The sequence below is a fragment of the Streptomyces pristinaespiralis genome (assembly GCF_001278075.1).
GTDB lineage: Bacteria > Actinomycetota > Actinomycetes > Streptomycetales > Streptomycetaceae > Streptomyces > Streptomyces pristinaespiralis.
The window spans coordinates 2,010,540-2,032,673 of the sequence record NZ_CP011340.1 but is presented as its reverse complement, the minus strand read 5'-3'; the positions used below and the strand labels follow the sequence as shown (position 1 = coordinate 2,032,673).

Here is a 22,134-nt window from a genome sequence, read left to right as displayed (position 1 = left end):
GACGTGCCGCTCAGGACCACGGTCCGGTGACCGCGAACGTGGTGCCGGGTGCGTAGCAGTTCACGTACATCGTCTCCCCGTCCGGGGAGAACGTGACCCCGGCGAACTCGCCGTACTCCGGGTCCTCGGGTGTTCCGGTGTTCTGCGCGTTCCTGGCCGCCGGGTAGACCTGGCCGCGCCTGGTGACTCCGTACACATGCTGTTCGCCGCCGCCGTCCTCGCACACCATCAGGCCACCGCTGGGGGCCAGGCAGATGTTGTCGGGGGACTCGCCGGGCAGCTGGATGTCAGTGTCGGGGCCGAAGACGATGACCAGGGTGAGACGCCGCCGGTGCGGCTCGTACTTCCACACCTGACCGAAGTGGTCTCCGGCGGACCCCTCGGAGCTGCGGGCGTAGCTGGACACGAAGTACACCGACCTGCCGCCCCAGTAGCAGCCCTCCAGCTTCTGCGCGTGGGTGATGCCCTTCGGCCCGAAGTCCTGGAGCCTGATGGGGGTTTCCTTCGCCTGGCTGTCCGGCACGGGCACCCATTCGACCCCGTCGAACGAGGCGCCGGTCTCCTGGATCCCGGACAGGTCCGGCACGCCGGGCACCCGCATCGCCTCGAGTGCGCCGCCTGCCTGGAGCGAACCGGTGCCGCCCAGCGGCTTGTTCGGCAGGAAGCGGTAGAAGAGGCCGAAGGGGCGCTGGAAGGCGTCCTCGGTCTCGTACACGATCCCGGTGCGCGGGTCGACGGCGATCGCCTCGTGCTGGAAGCGGCCCATCGCGGTGAGCGGCACGGCCCCGGTGCGGTGCGGATCCGCGCCGTCGACCTCGAAGATGAAGCCGTGGTCCTTGGTGTAGCCGTTGGTGCCGGCCCGGTCCTCGTTCTCCTCGCAGGTCAGCCAGGTGTTCCACGGCGTGGGCCCGCCGGCGCAGTTGACGGCGGTGCCGGCGATCGCGACCCGCTCGGAGCGGACCTCGCCCCGGCTGTCCAGTTCGATCACCGTGCAGCCGCCCTTGGCCGCCGGGTCGTAGGTCAGGCCCTGGACGGTGGGCACGCCGATCCTGCCGGTGTGCCGGTTCTCGTGGTTGCGGACGAGGTAGGTCCGTCCGCGGCGGCCCGCGAACGCGGCCATGCCGTCGTGGTTGCCCGGAACCCGTCCCTCGCCGGAGAGCAGCGGTTCGCCCTCACGTGACAGGACCTTGTAGCGGAAGCCTCTGGGCAGGTCGAGCAGACCGTCGGGGTCGGGGACGAGCGGGCCGTATCCGGCGTGTCCACGAGCGGCCGCGGTGCCGGCGAAGAGCTCGGAGAACGCACCGCTGAAGAGGATCCCGGCGCCGACCGCACCGGTGCCGGCCAGGACTTGACGTCGTGTTGCAGACATGAGGCAACTCCCTGTTGGGGGCACCCCCATGCCGGAGGCGATGGGGGAGGACAGGTGACCCGCACGTGTGTATCACGCAGAAAACCCGACATGTAACCGTGCGGGCCCCTGTGCCTCGAGGTGTCGGTGTGTTAGACGAGCGACGCCGAGAGGGTGATCGTCGTGCCGGTCAGGGCCTGGCTGACCGGGCAGTTCGCCTTGGCGTCCTCTGCGGCCTTGGCGAAGGCGGCCTCGTCGAGACCGGGAACCTGGCCCTCGACGGTGAGGTGGATGCCGGTGATGCCCTCACCCGGCTGGAAGGTCACCTCGGCCTTGGTCTCCAGGCGGGTCGGCGGGTTGCCGGCGCCGGCGAGGGCGTGCGAGAAGGCCATGTTGAAGCAGCTGGAGTGCGCGGCCGCGATCAGTTCCTCCGGGCTGGTCCTGCCGCTCTCGGCGGGCTCGGTCCGGGCTGCCCAGCTGACCGGGTACTCGCCGATGCCGGACGAGTCGAGGGTGACGACACCCTTGCCCTCGAGGAGGCTGCCTTCCCAGACGTTGTGAGCCTGACGCGTGGTGGCCATGATGGTTCCCTTCAGATCGGGTTACGGCCCCAAACCTACTGCGCCACCAAGGTCTTCGCGTCGCGTGCCAGGGCGGTGAGCCGGGAGATCGCCCGGAAATACTTCTTCCGGTAGCCGCCGTTCAGCATCTCGTCACTGAACAGCTTGTCGAACGGCAGGCCGGAGGCGAGCACCGGCACCTCCCGGTCGTAGAGCCGGTCGGCGAGCACGACCAGCCGCAGTGCGGTCGACTGGTCGGGCACGGGCCGGACGTCGGTGAGGCACACGGCCCGCAGCCCGTCGGTCAGCGCGCCGTAGCGGCTGGGGTGCACCTTCGCGAGATGCTCCAGCAGGTTCGGGAAGTCGTCGAGGGACGCGTCCTTCGTGGCGTACGCGGCCTTGGTGACCTGCTCGTCCGAGTACGGCGGAGGGGCCTCGGGAAGCCCGCGGTGACGGTAGTCCTCGCCGTCGATACGCAAGGGCCGGAAGTGCGCGGACAGGCCCTGGATCTCCCGCAGGAAGTCGGCGGCCGCGAAACGTCCCTCGCCGAGCTTGCCCGGCAGCGTGTTCGAGGTCGCCGCCAGCGCCACGCCGGCGTCGACCAGCCTGCCGAGCAGCGTGGAGACGAGGACGGTGTCGCCCGGGTCGTCCAGTTCGAATTCGTCGATGCACAGCAGCCGGTGCCCGCTCAGGGTCTGCACGGTCTGCTGGAAGCCGAGCGCGCCGACCAGGTTGGTGAGCTCGACGAACGTGCCGAACGCCTTGAGCGAGGGCTCCGCGGGGGTGGCGTGCCAGAGGGACGCGAGCAGGTGCGTCTTGCCGACGCCGTACCCGCCGTCGAGATAGACGCCACGGGGGCCGGCCGGAGCAGCCGCGGCCTTCCTGGCGAACCAGCGCCGCTTGCTGCCGCCGGCGGGGTGCGCCGTGCCGAGGCCCGCGGCGAAGTCGCCCAGCACCTTGACCGCCTCGGTCTGGCTCGGCTGGTTCGGGTCGGGCACGTACGTCTCGAAGCGGACCGAGTCGAAGCGCGGCGGCGGCACCATCTCGGCGACCAGGCGGTCGGCCGGGACGTGCGGCTCTCGGGCGCACAGCGACAGGGGAACGGCTTCGGTTATCGGGCTGGTCGGCACAGTAACCAACTCTAAGGGCCCACTCCGCGGATCTTGGCCAGGGTCCCGGGCGCCACCCGGCCGGGGCCGCTGTGCGTGCCAGACTGCACCGTATGCGACGCCTGTTCCCTGTGACCGACCAGACAACCGAAGCCGGCGACCGGGAGTGGTCGCTGGACGACCTCGCCGACGCCTACGCGTATCCCGAGCGGGGCCCGGCCGCGGGTGGTGAGGGGGATGTCCAGGGCAGTCCCGGGGCGGGAGCGGCCGAGGCGCGGAGCGCCGGCGCCGGCGTCTGGCTGCGCGCGAACATGGTCTCCTCCCTCGACGGCGCGGCCCAGCACGACGGCCGCTCGCAGCCGATCTCCTCGGACGCCGACATGCGGATCTTCGGCACCCTGCGGGGTCTGGCGGACGCCGTGGTGGTGGGCGCGGAGACGGTGCGCACGGAGGGCTACCGGCCCGCCCGGGCCCGTGACGTCTTCGCCGAACGCAGGGCCGCCGCCGGTCAGGGCCCCGCTCCGGCGATCGCCGTGGTCAGCGCCTCGCTGAATCTCGACTTCTCGCTGCCGCTGTTCACCGAGCCGCTGGTGCCGACGCTGGTCCTGACCGGGGCGGCTGCCTCCCCGGAGCGCGTCCGGGAGGCGGAGCGGGCGGGGGCGGAGGTCGTCGTCGCGGGTGACGGGCCGGGTGTGGAGCCGGCCAGGGCGGTGCACGCGCTCGCGGAGCGCGGCCTCGTGCGGCTGCTGACCGAGGGCGGCCCGAGGATGCTGGGTCAGTTCGCCGCCGCCGGGGTACTGGATGAGCTGTGCCTGACGGTGTCACCGACGATGACCGTCGGGGATGCCCAGCGCATCGCCGGGGGACCGGTGCTGGCGGATCCCGCACGGTTCGCACTGGATTCCGTATTGGAGGAGGCGGGCTTCCTGTTCACGCGGTACCGGCTGCTCTGAGCCGGTGCTTTCCGAGGTGGCCGCGAGGGCGACTTCGGGCAATTAGCGGAATCTCCCGTTCCGCTTAGCGTCCGGCGGGCACACTTGATTGCGCACCCCGTGCGGACACGGGGGCGACGGTTTCGCAGTTTGTTTCCGCAGAAGGGCTCCTGAGGTGTTCACAAGCGTATTGATGATCGAGAAGCCCCTGACCTCGGAGGACGTGGAATTCGTCACCACGCTGCACGGAGAGGAAGGCAGCTCGTTCATCGTGCTGATGCAGCCGCGTGGCGACCAGGCCGACGTCCTGCTGCGTGCCATCGACGACGTGGCGATCGGCGACCTGAAGGACGCGGTACGGGAAGGGGAGGAGCCCGAGGGGGCGGAGGCCAAGGCGCCGGCCCAGCGCGCACTGGAACACTCGCTGGCCGCCCTGCGCGCGGCCGGCTGCGAGGCGGTCGGCCACCTCGTGGAGGACCACCCGCTGGACAAACTGAAGTCGGTGGTCGACGAGGCGGACGCCGACGAGGTGATCGTCCTGACGGAGCCGCACTACGTGGAGGAGTTCTTCCACCGCGACTGGGCATCCAGAGCCCGGCACAAGGTGGGCGTGCCGGTGCTCAAGCTCTTCGCGCACAGCGAGTGAGCGGCGAGCGGGTCCGGAGCGGACGGCCGCAGGCAATAGGGTGGGCAGCCGCACGTAGTCGTACATCTTGGGGAGAGAAGACCATGGCACCCGCCGTCCCTGGCGCGATGGAACGCCCGCACTTCATCGGCATCGGCGGCGCCGGCATGTCGGGCATCGCCAAGATCCTCGCCCGGCGCGGCGCGAAGGTCGCCGGCAGTGATGCCAAGGAGTCGGCGACCGCCGAGGCCCTGCGCGCCCTCGGCGTCACCGTGCACATCGGGCACGCCGCGGAGCACCTGGCCGACGACGCCACCAGCGTCGTCGTCTCCAGCGCCATCCGCGCCGACAACCCGGAGCTGGTACGGGCGGCCGAGCTGTCCGTGCCGGTCGTGCACCGCTCGGACGCGCTCGCGTCCCTGATGACCGGCCTGCGCTCGATCGCCGTCGCGGGCACCCACGGCAAGACCACCACGACCTCGATGCTCGCCGTCGCCCTGACCGAGCTGGGCCTCGACCCCTCGTACGCGATCGGCGGCGATCTCGACGGGCCGGGCACCAACGCGCGGCACGGCGACGGCGACATCTTCGTGGCGGAGGCGGACGAGAGCGACCGCAGCTTCCAGAAGTACGACCCCGAGGTCGCGATCGTCCTCAACGTGGAGCTGGACCACCACGCCAACTACGCCTCGATGGACGAGATCTACGAATCCTTCGAGACCTTCGCCGGCAAGATCGTCCCCGGTGGCACGCTGGTGATCTCGGCCGACCAGGCCGGAGCCGTCGAACTCACGGCCAAGGTCCGCGACCGCTCCTCGGTGAAGATCGTCACCTACGGTGAGTCGGAGGCTGCGGACGTCCGCGTCCACAAGATCACCCCGCGCGGGCTGACCAGCGAGGTGACGGTCCTGCTGGACGGCCGCCTGCTCACCTTCACGGTCTCCGTCCCCGGCCGCCACTACGCGCTCAACGCGGTGGCCGCACTCGCCGCCGGTGTCGCCCTCGGCATCCCGGCGCACAACCTGGCCTCCGCGATCGGCGCGTACACCGGCGTCAAGCGCCGCCTCCAGCTCAAGGGCGAGGCCGCGGGCGTCCAGGTCATCGACTCCTACGCGCACCACCCCACGGAGATGACCGCGGACCTCGAGGCCATGCGCGGCGCGGCGGCCGGATCCCGGCTGCTGGTCGTCTTCCAGCCCCACCTGTTCTCGCGCACCCAGGAGCTGGGCACCGAGATGGGGCAGGCGCTGGCCCTCGCGGACGCCTCCGTCGTCCTCGACATCTATCCGGCCCGTGAGGACCCGATCCCCGGCATCACCAGCGGGCTGATCACCGACGCGGCGCGCGCCGCGGGCGCGGACGTCACGGCCGTGAGCGACAAGGCGGCCGTCCCCGAGGTCGTCGCGGGAATGGCGAAGCCCGGCGATCTCGTTCTCACCATGGGCGCGGGCGACGTCACGGACCTCGGTCCGGACATCCTGGCCCGCCTGTCGAGCTGAGGAGGCGCGTTTCATGGCGTACGACGTCGAGAAGCCGGACGAGCAGTGGCGTGCGGAGCTGACCCCGAGCGAGTACGCGGTGCTGCGCCAGGCAGGGACCGAGCCCGCTTTCGTCGGCGAGTACACGGACACCAGGACGGCCGGTGTCTACTCGTGCCGGGCGTGCGGTGCGGAGCTGTTCCGCTCCGACACCAAGTTCGAGTCCCACTGCGGCTGGCCGTCCTTCTACGACCCGAAGGACACGGACGCGGTCGAACTGGTCCAGGACGCCTCCCACGGCATGGTCCGCACCGAGGTCCGGTGCGCGCGGTGCGGATCGCACCTGGGCCACGTCTTCGAGGGCGAGGGCTATCCCACCCCGACCGACCAGCGGTACTGCATCAACTCGATCTCGCTGCGGCTGGAGCCGGACGAGTCGTGAGGTGAGGTCGTGAGGTGAACGGCACAGGGCCCGTCGGCGCACGCCGACGGGCCCTGCTGCGTGCGGGGAGGGCTCAGCCCTCGACGACACCCGACTTGGCGATGGTGATCTTCGCCTTGGTGGCGCCGGAGCGCGAACCCAGGCCCTCGATCTTCTTCACCAGGTCCATGCCCTCGACGACCTCGCCGAAGACGACGTGCTTGTTGTCGAGCCAGTCGGTGACGATGGTCGTGATGAAGAACTGCGAGCCGTTGGTGTTCGGCCCCGCGTTGGCCATGGAGAGCTGGCCGGGCTTGGTGTGCTTGAGCTGGAAGTTCTCGTCGGCGAACTTCTCACCGTAGATGCTGCGGCCACCCGTGCCGTTGCCGGCGGTGAAGTCGCCGCCCTGGAGCATGAAGTCGGGGATGACGCGGTGGAAGGAGGAACCCTCGTAGCCGTAGCCGTGCTCGCCCGTGGCGAGCTCGCGGAAGTTCTTGGCGGTCCGGGGGACCACGTCGTCGAAGAGCTCGAAGACGATCCGGCCCGCGGGCTCGTCGTTGATGGTGATGTCGAAGAATACGTTGTTGGCCATTACTTCATCCTGGCATCCAGGCCCGCCCGAATGCACATCAGCCCCTCCCAAAGGCGCCCGGGTCATCCCGATGCCGCCACCGGTGCCGTCGCCCGGATCGCTGCGGGGCCGCCGCCGGTGCCGTCGCGGGGCTCATCCCGAGGCCGACACCAGACCCGTCTCGTAGGCGATGATGACCAGGCGCACCCGGTCCCTCGCGCCGAGCTTGGAGAGCAGACGGGTCACATAGGTCTTGGCGGTGGCGACGCTGATGAACAGGGCCTCGGCGATCTCCGAGTTGGACAGCCCGCTGCCCACCAGCGTCAGCACCTCGCGTTCGCGGTCGGTGATGCCGGCGAGCTCCCGCTTCGGCCCGGCGCCCGCGGGGCGGCCCGCGAACTCGCGGATCAGCCGGCGGGTCACGGCGGGCGAGATGAGACCGTCGCCGGCGGCCACCACGCGCACCGCCGCGAGGATGTCGTCCAGAGCCATGTCCTTGACCAGATAGCCCGCAGCTCCGGCGCGCAGCGCGCCGTACACGCAATCGTCGTCGTCGAACGTCGTCAGGACGATCACATGCGTCCCGTCGTGCCGTTCCGTGATCTGCCGTGTCGCCTCGATGCCGTCCGTGCCGGGCATCCGGATGTCCATGACGACCACGTCGGGGCGCAGCTCCTCGGCCAGTGCGACGGCCTCCGCGCCGTCACGGGCCTCGCCGACCACCTCGATGCCCTCCGCCTCCGTGATCACCATCTGAAGCGCCGCGCGGACCAGGGGCTGGTCGTCGGCGAGCACGACCCTGATGCTCATCGGACACCCGCCGGCACGGGCAGCCTGGCGGCGACCCGGAAACCGCCGCCCGGGCGCGGGCCGGCGGAGAACTCGCCGTGCAGCAGGCCCACCCGTTCCCGCATCCCGACCAGACCGAACCCGGTGTCCGCCATGGCGCCGTGGCCCCGGCCCTCGTCGACGACCTCGACGGACAGCCCGTCCACCTGGTGCTCGACGGTCACCCGGCAGGCACGCGTGCCCGCATGGCGCACCACATTGGTCACCGACTCCTGGACGATGCGGTACGCCGACAGGTCGACCTCCGGCGGCAGCGGACGCGGTTCGCCCACCCTGCGCACCTCGACCCGGACGCCCGCCGCCGTGGTCGCGGCCGCCAGCGCGTCCAGGTCCGCGAGCCCCGGCGTACCGGCCGGCCCGTCCGGACTGCCGCCCTCGACGAGCTCCGCCTCGCGGAGCGCGCCGAGCATCCGCCGCAGCCCCGCCAGCGTCTCCCGGCCGGTGGTCTCCACCTCGCCCAGCGCCTCCCGCGCCCGCTCCGGCCGGCTGTCGATGACGCGCCGGGCCGCGCCCGCCTGGAGGGCGATGATGCCGATGCTGTGCGCGACCATGTCGTGCAACTCCCGTGCGATGCGCAGCCGTTCGTCGGTGACCGCCTGGGCGGTGGCCCGCTCGCGCAGCTGCTCGGCGTGGGCCCGTGACTGGTGCGCCGACGTGCCCATGAGCCAGGCGACGACAGCCGTGAGCGCCACGGCCAGCTCCGCGGAGGTGCCCGTGTTCCAGCCGCTCAGCCACCTCGTGGCCAGAAAGCCGGCCAGCACCCCCAGCGCCAGGGTGACGGCGATCCCGCCGGTGCGGCGCGGCCGGGCGGCGGCGATGACATAGAGCGCCACGTCGACGGCGAGGAACTGCGCCATCGGGATCTCGCCCACGCTCAACGGCAGCGTCCCCAGCACCGACGCGGCCAGCAGCCGGCCGACCGCGGCGAGCGGCCGGCGGCCCAGCAGACGGCTGCCGTCCAGTGCCAGGGCCGTCGCCAGCGCCAGGAACATCAGGCCGTCCCACCGGTAGAACAGCACCCCGGCCATCACCGCGGGCTCCTCCTCGCCGGGCAGCCGGAGACGGATGAGGAACGTGAAGACCAGGCCCCCGCACCAGGCCAGTGCCGTCCAGGCGCCGGGAGACGCGCTCCACCACGGCTGCGCGGGCGAACTGCCGCCGAAGGGCCCGCCCCCGGACGAATCGCCTCCGAGCGAGCGCGCCTCGAATGAACTGCTCCCGGACAGAGGGGAACGCGGTGTCGCGGACATGGCGTGATCGTAGACGGCGGCAGCGGACCCGGCATCGGACCGTGGTTGTACGACCGAGGTCGACGGACGCGGCCGCGAGTGTCCGCCCCGGCCCGATGCCGGACAGGCTCCGGCCGGGGGAGCGTTGGCGCATGATCGAAGTCAACGAACTGACGAAGCGTTACGGCGGGACGACGGCCGTGAAGAACCTGACCTTCACCGTGCGACCGGGCCGGGTCACCGGGTTCCTCGGCCCCAACGGCTCCGGCAAGAGCACCACTTTGCGGATGGTGCTCGGCCTGCACGCCCCCACCAGCGGCACGGCCACCGTCGACGGCCGGCCCTTCCGGTCCCGGCCGAGAGGGCTACGGCACGTGGGCGCGCTGCTGGACGCGGGCCATGTGCACGGCGGGCGCAGCGCGGCCGCCCATCTGGCGGCGCTCGCCCGCTCCAACCGCATCCCCCGCAGCCGGGTCGACCAGGTGCTGGAACAGGTGGGCCTGGCCGGCGCGGCGCGCCGCAGGATCGGCGGCTACTCCCTCGGCATGCGCCAACGGCTCGGCATCGCGGTCGCGTTGCTCGGCGACCCACCGGTGCTCCTGTTCGACGAGCCGCTCAACGGGCTCGACCCGGAGGGCGTCAAGTGGGTACGCGGGCTGTTCCGCCAACTGGCCGCAGAAGGACGCACGGTGTTCGTGTCCAGTCACCTGATGTCCGAGATGGAACACACCGCCGACGAACTGATCGTCATCGGCCGGGGCGAACTGATCGCCGCCGAGAGCCTCACGGACTTCGCCGCACGGGGGAGCGGCGCCGCTGTCGCCGTCCGCACTCCGCACGGCGACCGGCTGGCGGCCCTGCTGACCGCCGAGGGCGCGACGGTGCGCGCGGACGGCGACCTGCTGACCGTGACCGGGACGAGCGCGGAACGCGTCGGCGAACTCGCCCTCGACCACCGGATCCTGCTCCACGAGATCACCACCCGCGGCGCGTCACTGGAGGACGCCTTCATGGAACTCACCGCCGGCAGCGTCGAGTACGTGGCAGGAGAGACCCGATGACGACCGCACTCGCACACCCCACGGCGCAGCTCCGCGCCCGCTTCCTCGACCTGGCCGCCGCGGAGTGGCTCAAACTGTGGTCGCTGCGCTCCACCGGCTGGAGCCTGCTGGTCGCCGCGCTGGCGGTCCTCGCCTTCAACGTGGGCAAGGCATGGGACAACGTCCGGTACTGGCCGGACGGCGAACCCGGATACGCGGAGCGGTTCATCGCCGACGGCATCCCGCTGATGCACGCGTTCACCGGCAACGCGGGCACGGTGATGATGCTGGCGGCCGGAGCGTTCGGCGCGCTCGCCGTGACCGGCGAGTACAGCACCGGGCTCGTCGCCACCACCTTCGCTGCCGTCCCCGCCCGCCGCTCGGTGATGACGGCCAAGGTCTGTGTCGTCGCGACGGTCATGACCGTCTTCGGCGTGCTCGTCGCCGTCACGTCGTTCGCGTCGACCCAGGCCATCCTCGCCACCGAGGGCGCCGGCGTGTCCATCGACCGTCCGGGCGCCGTGCGCGTGATCGTCGCGTCGGCGCTGCTCGCCCCGGTGTCCGCGCTCGTCGGCACCGCACTGGGCACGCTGCTCAGGCACGGAGCGGGAGCCGTGGTGGGCAGCGTCGTGATCCTGATGCTGCTTCCCGTGGTCCTCGACGACGGCCGCCACTGGTCGGCCGTCCTCGCCCACGCGATGCCGTACGAGGCATGGCTGCGCCTGGTCGACGTCCCGTACGGCGGCCCCGGGATCCTCCACCCGTGGTCGGCCGGCGGGGCGTGGACCGTCTACGCGGTGTGGGCGCTCGCGTCGACGGCCGTGGCGGTGACGGCGGTGCACCGCCGGGACCAGTGAGCCGGGCGCCCGGTCACCGTGTGCGAAGCTGCGTCTGCGTCCGCTTGGCTGGAGCCACCGGCTTCGCTATGCCGGCGAGGCAGGCGGCTCCTCGGGCACCACCGGCTCGTTCACGCAGTCGAAGGCGTCTGCCACCACCTTGGCGGAGTGCAGCAGACGAGTGAGATGCACCCGGGCGTCGGTGTCACCGGTGAGCGTGTCCGTCATCAGTCCTTCGATCGGGACCTCGCTCTCCTGTTGTGCGGGTGTGCCGGCGATTTTGCACCGCACGTACACGCGGTAGCGCGTCGCTCCGTCGGCGTCCTTCCCGTGGACCAGCCTGACGTCGGAGTTGACCTCGGTCACGGTCTGCGCGGGGCTGACGTCCGACGCCTTGTCGAAGGGCTCGTCGAAGGGGAAGTAGGAGGGCCCGTACCGCACCTCGAACCGTCCGGCGCCGCCGGTCGCCCGGCAGAGGTCCGCCCTGAGGAACGTACGGGCTCCGCTGTCGTCGGGGCCCCAGGCCTTCACCTGCCGGTGGAACAGCGAGCGCGCCTTGTCCAGGTCGTCGCCGGCTTCCGGGCGGGCCGCGCCGCCCGTGCGGTCCTTGAGCCACGCCACCCCGGCGTCGCCCAGCACAGCGTCGCAGGCGGAAGCGTCGGCGGTGGCCGGGGGCGGGTCCTCTTCGCCGCCCTCGCCGGCGGTGCAGGCAACCGCGCCGAGCAGGACGAGGGCCAGGGCGGCCGGCGTGAGCTGCCGTCGCACGCTCACCACCCCCGCGCGGCTTCGGTGCCGCCGAGCCGGCCGCCGTCGTTGTACCGGCCCTCGGCACGCTCGGCCAGCCTGCGGATGTCGTCCTCACTCATACCCTGCGCCTCGGCGTAGTTGAGGAGCGGTGTCATGGCGTTTCTGCTTCCGTCGTACTTCGCCTTGTCGATGCCCGCGACCGAATCGTCGAAGTTGTCGAACTCGTGGTCCTTCAGCCACTGCATGGTGTCCGTGGAGACCTGCGTGTTGATGGCACCGCCGACCGTCTCGATGGCCAGCGGGACGGCGACCATGGCCAGCGGGCCGGTGGGGACGATCAGCGCGGTGGCCGCGCCGACTCCCACGCCGACCGCGGCCTCGGCCGCGAACTTGCGCCACTCGCCCTGCTTCTCGAGCTCCAGGTTGCGCTGGTCCTTGTCGTCGGCGAACTCCTTGCCGATCGCCTCGGCCCGGGCCTGGTCCAGCAGACCGTGCATCCTGGCGCTGTTCACACCGGCGTCCAGCGCGTCCGACTGGTTGCCCTGGACGGCCATCGAACTGGTGCCGTAGACCTGCTGGGCGGTGGCGACCGTCTCGTACGAGCCCTCGTCGGAGGCCAGAGCCCGCAGGAAGTTCTTGCTGCCCGTCTCGCCGAAGTCGCGCAGGCGCTGCTCCTCGGAGTTGTACAGGCCGTCCCTGCCCGAGGCTGCTCCAGTGCCGCCCCAGTCGGCCATGGAGTAGTTGAGGCTGTCGATGTGGCCGGCGGCCATGTTGGCCAGGCTGTCGCGGATGCCGTCCTGCTTGTCGATCACGTCGGCCGACGTGTAGTGGTCCACGACCCGGTCCATGAGCAGGGTGCGCTCCTCGCGGGCGGCGATGGCCTCCGGGCTGTCGAGGGGCGGGATCGAGGGTGTCTTGTCGTCGTACGCGTACCCGAGCGTCCCCGCTTCCAGGGCGTGACCGAGGTTCTTGTACCCGGTCGTCTTGCCGTCCTCGTCGGTCGGCCACTCGCGTGCGCCCTCGCCGCCCTTCTCGACCAGGTAGTCCCAGTTGCTCATCGCGTCGTCGCCCTTGCCGGACGATCCGTCGAAGAACTCCAGGGACGCCTCGGGGTTGTGGCCGAGCGCTTCCATCAGGTCGGCGACCGGGTCGCTCTCCGGCTTCGTGGCACCCGGCGGGTAGGACAGCTGCGCCGGGTCGAAGTGACTGTTCCAGAGCTGGCTGGGGCCTCCCAGCACGGGGTCGTCCGACTTGCGCTCGAACTCGAGCAGCCGGGTGCCGTACTTGTTGAGGAAGTCGGTGTCCCACTTCCCTTCGGTCATCAGGGGCCCGAGGACCTTGAAGCCGTACGGGGCGCTGGGGATGCCGCTGCTGGACTTGATGTGGTCGTCGCCCAGTTCGATCATCCGGTCCTTCCACTGCTGCATCTCAGGGGAATCGGACCGGCTGGCGTTGGCGAGCGTGATGCCGAGGTTGTCCTGGACCTTGGCGAGGATCTTCGCGCGGTCGCTGCCCGGTTCGGGCGTGCGCCCTTGGCCCGGGTCGGCGATGCTGCGCCAGAACTCGAGTGTGCCGTCGGCGCCCAGCCTGGTCGCGAACCGCTCGGCGAAGGCCGGGTTGTCGCGGTGGTACTTGGCGATCTCGTTGAACCGCTTCAGCTCCGCGTCGGTCAGCTGGTCGCCCTTGCCGGCGAGCTCGACCATCGCGTCGGCGTCCTCGATGCCCTGCCGGCGGTCGGCGTCCTTCAGCCCGCTGTAGCCCGTCTCGTCGAAGTCGTACTTGCTCTCGGCGTGCTTGCGCAGCGCCCGCGCGGCGATCCGGTCGGTCTCGTTCGCCTCGTCCAGGATCTTCGCGATCTCGGCCGCCGCGCTGTCCACGACTTCCTGGCTCGGCTGCTCCTTGGGGCCGCCCGGGACCTCGCGCGGCGGGCCGGAGTACATCGCGGTGCCCTTGCCGTCGATGTGGATCCACTGCTTGGCCCACTTGTCGATGGCGGCCTTCAGGTCGTCCTGGTTCTTCTTCAGGTTCGTGGCCGCTTCTTGCAGGATCTTGTGGATGCTGCGGGCCTCGGTGACCATGTCGTCGAACTGACGGGCCGTCGTGGTGGTGAACTCCTTGGTGACGGTGGCGTTGTCGCCCTTCCAGTCCGCGGCCGCGGCCTTGCGCTCGAAGTCGGCCGCGTTGACGCCGCCGTCGCCCCCGTCGGCGAGAAGGACGAGCTTGTCCAGCATCTGCTTCCACTGCGTGACAGCGGTGTTCAGCTTGCCGAAATTCAGGTCCTGCAGTTCCTGGCACGTCACCATGTCGTGTTCCCGATTCCCCGTTGTCCTCGTGGTGTGCCGCGGATCTACGTGAACTGGTCGTAGATGCGCGACACGGTCATCGTCCTGCCGTCGGCGTCCTGCATCCCCAGCACGATCTTCTTCTCCTCCGCCGCGTGGGTGGAGCGTGAGTGGTCGAGGTGGTTGGAGATGTGGCCGCAGGCTTCCCTGAGGGTGCGGAGCTTGGTGTTCCACGCGTCGTGCACCTCGAGAAGACCGGCACCCATGTCGAGACCGCCGTTGAACAGGTCGTTGGACGCCTCGAACGTGGCGACGCGGGCGTGGTCGCCGTCGGTCGCCAGCTGCCCGTGCAGGGAGCGGGCCATGTCGCCCAGCTTCCCCAGCACATTGTCGTGAACGGTCAGGTCGGAGCCCGAACCCGAGCCGGACGCGGCCAGTTGGTTGAGCCGTGTGGCCGAACCTGACGCGGCGGACGCCGCCTTGACCTGCTCCCACTCGTCCCATGCCATGTCGGGCCCCCCGCCGCCGTGTCTCTCAATGCCTTGTTTTGTCGCCGCTTGACCGTACTGGGCACACGGTAGTCAATTGCCGACTGCAAAGGGTCGGTGAGCGGCACTGCGGCAGAGACATTCACGAAGATCGCACAATCGGCCCGCCCCTGCGGAACGACATCGCCACCGGCAAGGTCGGCGCCCCCGCCCGACCCTGCACCGGACCGGCTCAGCCGTCGACGGCTACCTCGTCCGTCCCGGGTGAGCCCGCCCGATCCCGCTCACCGGACGACCTCGTAGGTGAGGTGGGCGAGGCCGTCGCCCACCGTGCGGGTGCCGAGGAGGCGAAGGCGCTTCATGTCGCCGGTCCCGCCGAAGAGGCGATCGCCTGCTCCGAGCACGACCGGATGGACCATCAGCCGGACTTCGTCGACCAGGTCGTGGTCCATCAGCGTGCGTACGAGCCGGGAGCTGGCGTAGACGACGATGTCGCCGTCCAGCTCCTGCTTCAGCTTCGAGACGCCGCTCACCACCTCGCCCTCCAGGACCGTCGTGTTGTTCCAGGCGGGGTCCTCGAGCGTCGAGGACACGACGTACTTGGGCAGGCTGTTCAACCTGTCCGCCCACGCGCCGCTCCGGGACGGCCACCGGGCCGCGAACCACTCGTAGCTCCGCCGGCCCAGCAGCAGGGCGTCGGTGCCCATGGCCTCGGCGGCCTCGACCTCGGCCCACTCCGCACGATCCCTGTCCCCGAGCCGGCCGAACCAGCCACCGTGCCGGAAGCCTTCCTCACCGGTCGGGTCCTGGACGACTCCGTCGAGCGAGACGTTCTCGCTGACCACGATCTTCGCCATTGCGGGTCTCCTCCGTCGGCGGTGTCCTTCACCACTGACGAGGATCCCGCGGCGTCGCCGGTCGGGCACTCGCCGACCGCCCGGTTCACCCATCGGGGGAGGTCCGTATGCCGGAGCGCTGTCATGGGTCTGCTCGGGCGGCCGGTGCGTTCGCCAGGCGTCAGAGAACCCCGCCCGCGCAGTCGTGGAACACCTCCGGCCAGTAGCGGAAGTCGTCGGGGCCCCGGGCCGGGAGGCAGGCGACGGGGTCGACGGCGGCGAGCGTGTCGGTCATGGTGACGGCGAGCGGGTAGTAGAAGTCGTCGGTGAAGTCGTGCTCCTCGTCGATCTGCCGCTCACGGTTGTGCAGCCACACCGTGAACGCCAGCGTGGAGACGTCGGCGTTGACCGGGACCACTCGGTCGGCGTCGTACTCGGCGTAGTGGACCTCGCCCGTCCGTCCGTCGAGGAGGACGGTGAAGTCGTGCATCAGGCCGCCGAGGACCAGCAGGTGTTCCGCGTCGGGGGGCAGCGTGTCGCTGCCGTTCCACAGGTGTTGGTGGGCCGGGTTCTGCTTGGAGCGCTCACGGTCGTCCGGAAGGGGAACCAGAAGGTCCTCCGGATCCATGCAGAACATCTGGGCGTCGCGCGGCAGGCCCACATCCGTCAGGAACCGCCGTGTCGGCTCGTGCGTGAGGGCCGCCGGTATCTCGGACGGGGCGACGCGCACGATGCCGTCCGCCCCGAACTCCTCGTCCAGCAGCCCCTTCGGCAGTTCGAGGCGCAGGCCCTGCCCCGGCCCGGCGATCAGGGCCATCGGCCGAATCACCGCGATCATCCGCCAGAACGCCGGGACCGCGTACTCCCACCCGGCCGGGTCGCCCGCGCTGCCCCAGCCGCTCTCGCCCCACTCCTCGTCGGTGAAGACCGACATGAGCAGCGCCGACGCTTCGGCCACCGCCTCCGCACCCGTCCGACCTGCGAGGGCCGCGAACGCCCCTCGCAGGGAGGCGAATTCGCAGACGGCCGACACGAATCGGACCAGCGCGTCGAGGGACGGAGCGAGCGGGAACAGCTTCGCGCCCTCCGGGGACTTCGTGTACAGCCACATGCTGAACACCCGTCCCGTGGAGCCGTCGAGGACGACCTCGTCCCCGTCGCAGCCTTCGTCGCCGCAGAGGTGGCCGATGAGAAGCAGTTCGGCGATGTGCCGGTCGAGCTGCGCCGAGTCACCTCCCTCGTCAGCCACGTACTGGCGCAGGGTCCGCATCCCCGCGCCGGTCGCCGGCCTGAAGCGGATCGGCCCCTCTACGGGGAGCCCGGCCGTCGTCAGCCACCGCCGGGTCGCCTCGTGCGTGATCGCCGGATGGAGCATGTCCATCGGAACGGTGACGGTGTTCGCCGACATGATGGTCCCCCGTGTCTGCTCAGCAGTGCTGATCTTCCGAGCTGATCTTCCGAGTTCCACGGTAGGTCCCGCCACTGACAACGAGCACGGACGCAGCACGCCCGCCCGGCGGCGATCCGCTAGGCGGGCAGGATCCCGGCCCGGCGGGCCTGGAGTTCGGAGCGGACCAGTTCCAGCAGGCGGCCCGTCCAGTTGCGGCCCTGGCCGGTGTCGTTGCCCCAGAAGGCGGAGTCGGAGTCGTCGTAGACCACGGTCGCGTCCGCCGTGGCGAGAAGGATCTCCGCCAGGTCGGGGTGCTGGGTGTACTTGGCGCGCAGGAGGCTCGTCATGACGGCCGTGCGGGCGTGCTCCCAGCCGGGCCGGCGTGCGGCCTCGGCGGCGATCCGCCGTGCCATGTTCGCGTTGCCGGTGGCCAGGACGGCGGCGCGGGTGTCCTCGCCGGTGACCGACAGGGCCCAGTAGGCGTGGGCCACGGACGGGTAGGTGACACCGTCGATGTCGACCGGCGCCGGGTAGTCGTTGCGCAGCGCCGCGGTGCCCGGGTCGTCCGTCGGCTGCCGCACGTACGACTCGTAGAGGTGGACGGCCGGGGCGAACGAGGTGGCGGATCCGTCCGCGGGCGTGCGGGGGGAGCGTTCGGCGATCGACCGGGCCCGCTCCTCGAAGTAGGTGATCGCCTCGTCGTAGTCCTCCTGGGAGACCGGCTCGTCGGACCACTCCTCGAGCTCACCGTCCGGCCCGGCCACCAGCGCCTGGAGCGGCCAGTCCTTGCTGTCCATGTCGCCGAGCGCGTAGTGGCGCCGTGTCTCGGGGATCGCCAGGTACGCGGCTCTGGCGGCGGCCCGGTTCTCCTCGGTCCGGTCGGCGAGGAAGACGTCGACGGCGGCCAGGCAGCGGGCCGTCGAGTCCGGCCGGCCGTTCAACTGCTCGACCGTTTCCCGCACTTCGGCCAGCAGCAGCTCAGGCGTCAGCCAGGTGTGCGGCTCGGCGAACTTCCACGAGGCCAGCCCGTGCGCGGACACGTCGGCCCCTTCCGGGAACGACGTGGCCACCCAGCCGCTGCGCAGCTTCTTCTCGAACTCGTCGAGCGTGACGAAGCCCCAGCAGTCGACGATCCCGTCCGCGAAGATGAACAGGTCGGTGAGGAAGTACTGGCCGCCGTTGCGGATGAAGGCGTGCCGCCAGGTGCCGGGTATGCGGACGCCGTCCGCCGTGCGATGGGTGGTCCGGTTGCCGATCATCCGGTCATTCTGCCGTGCGGGCACGACAAGGCAGCCTGCCGGGTCGACCGGCGGTCGTGGCTCCGGCAGGCCGAGTGCCGCGCGTGGATCATCCTCCGGTGAGAGGTCGGAAACTCTGTCGTCGCGCCTATGGGCACTCTAGTTAACTTCCGGTAACTTACCCCGCAGTAAGGACACGTGACCCATTTCACGCACCGGGGGAGTCATGAACCGGAGAGCCGCCGGCCTGCTGGCCACCGCCGTTGTCGCTGCACTCACCGTCGGCACTGCGCCGGCCGCGACCGCCGCGCCCACCACAGCCACCGCGTACGCACAGACGAACACGGTGACGTCCGACCCGTTCTACCGCTACGACGGCAGCAAGCCGCTGTCCTCGTACAAGCCGGGTGACGTACTGAAGAAGCGCACGCTGGACTACCACGTCATCGGAATCCCCACGCCGGTGAAGGCGATCCAGCTGCTCTACCGCTCGACCGACGCCCAGGGCCGGCCGTCGGCCAACGTGACCACGGTGGTCCGCAGCCATGTCGGCGACGGCAGCAAGGCCGTGTCGTACCAGTCGTTCTACGACTCCCTCGACCCGGAGCACGGCCCCTCCCGGGCCATCGCCGGTGACGTCTCCCTCGGCGGGATGATCGCCAACGTCGAGGCCGTCGTCATGGCGCCGATGCTGCTCAAGGGGTACGACCTCGTCATCCCGGACACCGAGGGCCAGACCGCCGAGTTCGCCGCAGGTCCGGCGTACGGGACGAACACGCTGGACTCGATCCGGGCGAGTATCCGCGCCGAGGGGTCCCGCCTGCACGGCGGAACGGAGTTCGGCCTGTTCGGCTACTCCGGCGGCGCCATCGCCACCAACTGGGCGGTCGCCCTGGCCCCGGTGTATGCGCCCGAGGTCAACGAGCAGCTGGTCGGCTTCGCCGAGGGAGGAGTGCTCGTCGCCCCGGCGCACAACCTGAAGTATGTCGACGGCTCCCTCGCGTGGAACGGCGTGATCCCGATGGCGGTCATCGGCGTCGCCCGCGCGTACGACATCGACCTCGAGCCCTACCTGAGCGAGAAGGGCCGCGAGGTCTTCGACGAGCTCGAGTACGCGTCGATCGCCGACGCGCTGGGCCGCTATCCGGGGATGACCTGGAAGGAGCTGGTGAAGCCGGGGTACGAGAACCCGAACGCCATTCCCGCCTTCACCGAGGCGGTCAACAAGGTCAACCTCGGCCAGGCCGCCACCCCGACCGTCCCCGGGTTCATCGGGCAGGGCAACGCGGGCCGGCTGGAGGGGACGTTCGGCAACCCGCCGGGCATCGGCACGGGCGACGGCGTCATGGTCGCCGGCGATGTGCGGGCGCTGGCCCGCCAGTACTGCGCGACGGGCAACGAGGCGATCACGTACGAGCAGTACAACCTGCTCAGCCACGTCGGCGCCATGCTGTACTGGACGCCGCGCGCGATGAACTGGCTGGACGACCGCTTCGACGGCGAGACCGCCCCGAGCAGTTGCGGCCGCATCCCGGCCGGCAACTCGCTCGAGCCGGAGCGGCCGGCCGTCGCCGACTGACCGGCCCGCCACCGGCGACCGTGCGGCCCCGCCGAGCGCGGGGCCGCACGGCCGTGCCCGCCGCGCCGTGGCGCTCTGCCGGCTTCACCGGCTCCGTCGGCGAATCAGCCGCGCCACCGGGGAGCCTCGTCGTCCGGGACGGCCGGGCTCGCGAAGTGGAAGGGGAGCGAGAGGTGGGCCGCCAGGGCTCTGCCGGCTCTGTCGGCGGCGGCTGCCGACGGGTCGAGCGGGCCAGGGCTCCGGTCGCCGAGGTACCGCTCGGCCGTGGACCGGTAGACGGTGGCCAGCGGATGGTCGGCGTCGGGCTCGGTGGTGACGGCCAGCAGCTCGACGAACCAGTCGTGGACGGTGTCGCCGTCCCAGACCGCCTCGATGGCCACGACGCGACCGGGAGCACCGGCCGCACGGGCTGCCAGGGACTCCACGTCGAGCGGGTCGTCGGGAGTGCGCGCGATGGTGTCCCCGTGGTGGATGTAGCGGGCGTTGACGACGAGCTGGGCCTCGGCGAGGCCGAGGCCACGGGCGCGGCCGGCCTCGAAGGCGACACGGACGGCCTGGAGGTAGGCGTCCTGGAGCACGTATCCGTCGACCTGGTCGCGAACGCCCGCCGGAAGCAGCTCCCACCCGTCCGCGGCGGGCGTGCCCGTCACTCCGGGGTGCCGGTGGCGAGGCGGACGAAGTCCGTCCAGGCGGTGGACGCGAGGGCGAGCCGGGGCCCGTCGGTGACCTTGGAGTCGCGGACGTGGACGGTGGTGGGGCAGGCGGCGACCTCGACGCAGTCGTCGCCCGAGCCACTGCTGTAGCTGGACTTGTGCCAGGACAAAGCGACTTCGACGCAGTCGTCGCCGGAGCCGCCGCTGTAACTGCTCTTGAACCAGGCCAGTTCGGTGGTGGCGCTCATGCCGCTCCTCGCATCTGCCGTAGCAGGCCCAGGGAGTCCGGAAGGGTGAGAGCCTGCGATCGCATCCTGGCATACCGCATCTGGAGCATGCTGACCACTTTCCGGTCGTGGATGAGCCGCCCGCTCTCCTGCCCCTCGCAGTAGGCCAGCCAATGGTTGTCCGAGGTCTCCAGCAAGCGCATGGGGCCGTCCAGCCCCGCGTGGCTGTCCCGCACCACCGGCATGATCTGCAGCTCGATGTTGCGGCGTTCCGCGAGGCGGATCAGGTGGTCCACCAGCTCCCGGGTCGTCCGCTCCCCGTCCAGCTGCCTGCGCAGCAGATGCTCCTCGACGATGAAGCTGTACGCGGTGTTGGGGCGCTCGGTCAGCAACCGCTGCCGTTCCTTCCTCGCCGCCATCTGCGCCTCGATCTGCTCGTCGCCGAGCGGCGGCAACTGGTCCCGGAACAGCCGCTGCGCGTACGCCTCCGTCTGCAACAGGCCCGGGATCAACCGGCATTCGTAGGTGTAGAGGCTCACCGCCTCCGCCTCCAGCTGCGCCCACTGCCGGAACCAGCTCGCCAGCCCCGGCTTCCGTGACAGATGCCGCGCCGCGCCCTTGAGCGTCCCGAACGCGTCGAGCACCTCCTCCGCACGGTCCACGAAGTCCACCGGCGGGAACCGGCGGCCCTGCTCGATCGACGCCACCGTGGGCAGCGAGTACCGCACCAGCGGCGCGAACTCCTCCTGCGTCAGCCGAGCCCGTTTACGGAAGGCCTTGACGACCTCCCCGAACGACTTCAGGCTCTCCGACACCTCGGGTTCCCCGCCCCCCGACGTGCCCGCTGTCTCCGTCTCCGTCATCTGCGGCCCCTCCCGCGCGTCCCGGCGGCCCTGTACAACTGCGGCAACTCGCCCATGGTCACGCTCGGTTACCCGTACTGTCCACCCTGCGTACTCGTACGCTGACCCTGCGTACGGGTCCCTGATCTGGGGCGATACCCGGCCCGCCCGGCACGGTGGCCGGTATGCAACCACCCGTGACGCCCCAACAGCTGGGCACCGTACGTGTGTTCACCCAGCGCTTCAGCTCCACGCCGCTCGGCGCCCGGCTCGCCCGGCACCTCGCCCTGCACCAGCTCCACGCCTGGGGCATCCGGCACGGAACCGACGTCTCCGACACCGTCGCGCTCCTCGTGGCCGAGCTCGCGGCGAACGCGGTGACGCACGGGCGCGTGCCGGGCCGGGACTTCGAGCTGCGCCTCACCCGTACGCCGCCGACGCTGCGCATCGAGGTCTCGGACACGCGCGGCGAGCGCCGGCCACCGTCACGCGCCGCCGTCCCGGCACCCCTCGCGGAGAGCGGGCGGGGGCTGCTGCTGGTGGAAGCGCTGGCGGACCGGTGGGTGGTGCTGGACCGCGTGCCGGTGGGGAAGACCGTGCGCGCGGAGCTGGACCTGGGCGGTGCCGTGGCTCCATGAGGAGGGGGCCGCCCGGGAAAATCGGCTGCGTCGAGATGCCGGGCCGCTCACACTGGGCGAGGCCCGAATGTATGGGGCCCGATTGTCGAGGCCCGGGTCTCCGGGTCCCTGGTCTCCAGGGGCCAAGGTCCGGCGGGCCTCGGGTCTCCAGGGCGGGCGCCGGGGTCTGCCGGACCCGGGGTCTGCCGGACCCGGGATCTGCCGGACCCGGGCTCT

At 70.9% G+C, this 22,134-nt stretch carries 23 protein-coding genes; 8 read left to right on the top strand and 15 right to left on the bottom strand.

From position 1 onward, the window contains the following. Window positions 1-10: 10 nt before the first annotated feature. The 3 genes from SPRI_RS08550 to zapE all read right to left on the bottom strand — a co-directional run bounded on the left by SPRI_RS08550 (window position 11) and on the right by zapE (window position 3,047). Window positions 11-1,399: an alkaline phosphatase PhoX gene (locus SPRI_RS08550; RefSeq protein WP_050791448.1), complete on the bottom strand. Its 1,389-nt coding sequence runs from the start codon at window positions 1,397-1,399 to the stop codon at window positions 11-13. Window positions 1,400-1,500: 101 nt separating this feature from the next. Beyond that, window positions 1,501-1,929, bottom strand: coding sequence for an OsmC family peroxiredoxin (locus SPRI_RS08545; RefSeq protein ID WP_005310431.1), 429 nt, complete (start codon window positions 1,927-1,929; stop codon window positions 1,501-1,503). 35 nt (window positions 1,930-1,964) lie between these two features. Further along, window positions 1,965-3,047 (bottom strand): cell division protein ZapE, encoded by a 1,083-nt coding sequence (zapE, locus tag SPRI_RS08540; protein ID WP_005310429.1) that lies wholly within the window; start codon window positions 3,045-3,047, stop codon window positions 1,965-1,967. A gap of 83 nt (window positions 3,048-3,130) precedes the next feature. On the opposite strand from zapE, the gene SPRI_RS08535 reads away from it, so the two are divergent. The 4 genes from SPRI_RS08535 (at window position 3,131) to msrB (ending at window position 6,494) form a co-directional block, all read left to right on the top strand. After that, a complete protein-coding gene (locus tag SPRI_RS08535; protein ID WP_050791447.1) occupies window positions 3,131-3,970 on the top strand; it encodes a pyrimidine reductase family protein in 840 nt (279 codons plus the stop codon). A gap of 154 nt (window positions 3,971-4,124) precedes the next feature. Continuing rightward, the gene (locus SPRI_RS08530; RefSeq protein ID WP_005310426.1) at window positions 4,125-4,595 is read left to right on the top strand and encodes a hypothetical protein; all 471 of its coding nucleotides are present in this window, start codon (window positions 4,125-4,127) and stop codon (window positions 4,593-4,595) included. Window positions 4,596-4,678: 83 nt separating this feature from the next. Then, window positions 4,679-6,073: a UDP-N-acetylmuramate--L-alanine ligase gene (gene murC / locus SPRI_RS08525; RefSeq protein ID WP_005310425.1), complete on the top strand. Its 1,395-nt coding sequence runs from the start codon at window positions 4,679-4,681 to the stop codon at window positions 6,071-6,073. Between the two features lie 13 nt (window positions 6,074-6,086). Then, the gene (gene msrB, locus SPRI_RS08520) at window positions 6,087-6,494 is read left to right on the top strand and encodes a peptide-methionine (R)-S-oxide reductase MsrB (protein WP_005310423.1); all 408 of its coding nucleotides are present in this window, start codon (window positions 6,087-6,089) and stop codon (window positions 6,492-6,494) included. A gap of 73 nt (window positions 6,495-6,567) precedes the next feature. Here the strand turns inward: msrB and SPRI_RS08515 are convergent, their stop codons facing one another. The 3 genes from SPRI_RS08515 to SPRI_RS08505 form a co-directional block, all read right to left on the bottom strand. After that, a complete protein-coding gene (locus tag SPRI_RS08515; RefSeq protein ID WP_005310421.1) occupies window positions 6,568-7,065 on the bottom strand; it encodes a peptidylprolyl isomerase in 498 nt (165 codons plus the stop codon). 132 nt (window positions 7,066-7,197) lie between these two features. Continuing rightward, window positions 7,198-7,854, bottom strand: coding sequence for a response regulator (locus SPRI_RS08510; protein WP_005310419.1), 657 nt, complete (start codon window positions 7,852-7,854; stop codon window positions 7,198-7,200). Further along, window positions 7,851-9,143 (bottom strand): sensor histidine kinase, encoded by a 1,293-nt coding sequence (locus SPRI_RS08505; RefSeq protein WP_078951230.1) that lies wholly within the window; start codon window positions 9,141-9,143, stop codon window positions 7,851-7,853. Before SPRI_RS08505 ends, SPRI_RS08510 begins: the two co-directional genes overlap by 4 nt. Before the next feature lie 131 nt (window positions 9,144-9,274). Between SPRI_RS08505 and SPRI_RS08500 the strand changes: the two genes are divergently transcribed. Continuing rightward, window positions 9,275-10,183, top strand: coding sequence for an ABC transporter ATP-binding protein (locus SPRI_RS08500; RefSeq protein ID WP_005310417.1), 909 nt, complete (start codon window positions 9,275-9,277; stop codon window positions 10,181-10,183). Continuing rightward, complete coding sequence (locus SPRI_RS08495; RefSeq protein WP_005310415.1) at window positions 10,180-11,019, top strand: ABC transporter permease; 840 nt, start codon at window positions 10,180-10,182, stop codon at window positions 11,017-11,019. The genes SPRI_RS08500 and SPRI_RS08495 overlap by 4 nt, the downstream gene beginning before the upstream one ends. Window positions 11,020-11,085: 66 nt before the next feature. Here SPRI_RS08495 and SPRI_RS08490 read toward each other — a convergent pair whose 3' ends face one another. The 6 genes from SPRI_RS08490 to SPRI_RS08465 form a co-directional block, all read right to left on the bottom strand. Then, window positions 11,086-11,763 carry a hypothetical protein gene (locus SPRI_RS08490; RefSeq protein ID WP_005310413.1) on the bottom strand — a complete coding sequence of 226 codons (678 nt, stop codon included), beginning with the start codon at window positions 11,761-11,763 and terminating at the stop codon, window positions 11,086-11,088. A gap of 2 nt (window positions 11,764-11,765) precedes the next feature. Next, window positions 11,766-14,048 carry a hypothetical protein gene (locus SPRI_RS08485; RefSeq protein WP_050791445.1) on the bottom strand — a complete coding sequence of 761 codons (2,283 nt, stop codon included), beginning with the start codon at window positions 14,046-14,048 and terminating at the stop codon, window positions 11,766-11,768. Window positions 14,049-14,092: 44 nt separating this feature from the next. Next, a complete protein-coding gene (locus tag SPRI_RS08480) occupies window positions 14,093-14,536 on the bottom strand; it encodes a hypothetical protein (protein WP_005310408.1) in 444 nt (147 codons plus the stop codon). A 263-nt stretch (window positions 14,537-14,799) separates the two neighbouring features. After that, window positions 14,800-15,372, bottom strand: a complete 573-nt coding sequence (locus SPRI_RS08475) for a dihydrofolate reductase family protein (RefSeq protein WP_005310406.1) — start codon at window positions 15,370-15,372, stop codon at window positions 14,800-14,802. Between the two features lie 160 nt (window positions 15,373-15,532). Next, window positions 15,533-16,759, bottom strand: coding sequence for an SUKH-4 family immunity protein (locus tag SPRI_RS08470; RefSeq protein ID WP_005310404.1), 1,227 nt, complete (start codon window positions 16,757-16,759; stop codon window positions 15,533-15,535). 119 nt (window positions 16,760-16,878) lie between these two features. After that, a complete protein-coding gene (locus SPRI_RS08465) occupies window positions 16,879-18,000 on the bottom strand; it encodes an NADAR family protein (RefSeq protein ID WP_037773470.1) in 1,122 nt (373 codons plus the stop codon). 205 nt (window positions 18,001-18,205) lie between these two features. Between SPRI_RS08465 and SPRI_RS08460 the strand changes: the two genes are divergently transcribed. After that, window positions 18,206-19,558 carry a lipase family protein gene (locus SPRI_RS08460; RefSeq protein ID WP_005310399.1) on the top strand — a complete coding sequence of 451 codons (1,353 nt, stop codon included), beginning with the start codon at window positions 18,206-18,208 and terminating at the stop codon, window positions 19,556-19,558. 104 nt (window positions 19,559-19,662) lie between these two features. On the opposite strand, the gene SPRI_RS08455 is transcribed toward SPRI_RS08460, so the two are convergent. From SPRI_RS08455 to SPRI_RS08445, 3 genes are read right to left on the bottom strand one after another with little or no spacing between them, the layout of a single operon-like run. Next, window positions 19,663-20,208, bottom strand: a complete 546-nt coding sequence (locus SPRI_RS08455) for a hypothetical protein (protein WP_005310397.1) — start codon at window positions 20,206-20,208, stop codon at window positions 19,663-19,665. Next, window positions 20,205-20,459 (bottom strand): DUF397 domain-containing protein, encoded by a 255-nt coding sequence (locus SPRI_RS08450; RefSeq protein ID WP_005310395.1) that lies wholly within the window; start codon window positions 20,457-20,459, stop codon window positions 20,205-20,207. The genes SPRI_RS08455 and SPRI_RS08450 overlap by 4 nt, the downstream gene beginning before the upstream one ends. Further along, window positions 20,456-21,301, bottom strand: a complete 846-nt coding sequence (locus SPRI_RS08445) for a helix-turn-helix domain-containing protein (RefSeq protein WP_005310393.1) — start codon at window positions 21,299-21,301, stop codon at window positions 20,456-20,458. Before SPRI_RS08445 ends, SPRI_RS08450 begins: the two co-directional genes overlap by 4 nt. A gap of 164 nt (window positions 21,302-21,465) precedes the next feature. Between SPRI_RS08445 and SPRI_RS08440 the strand changes: the two genes are divergently transcribed. Beyond that, entirely contained in the window at window positions 21,466-21,918 is a 453-nt protein-coding gene (locus SPRI_RS08440; RefSeq protein ID WP_050791444.1) for an ATP-binding protein, read from the top strand. Window positions 21,919-22,134: the final 216 nt, after the last annotated feature.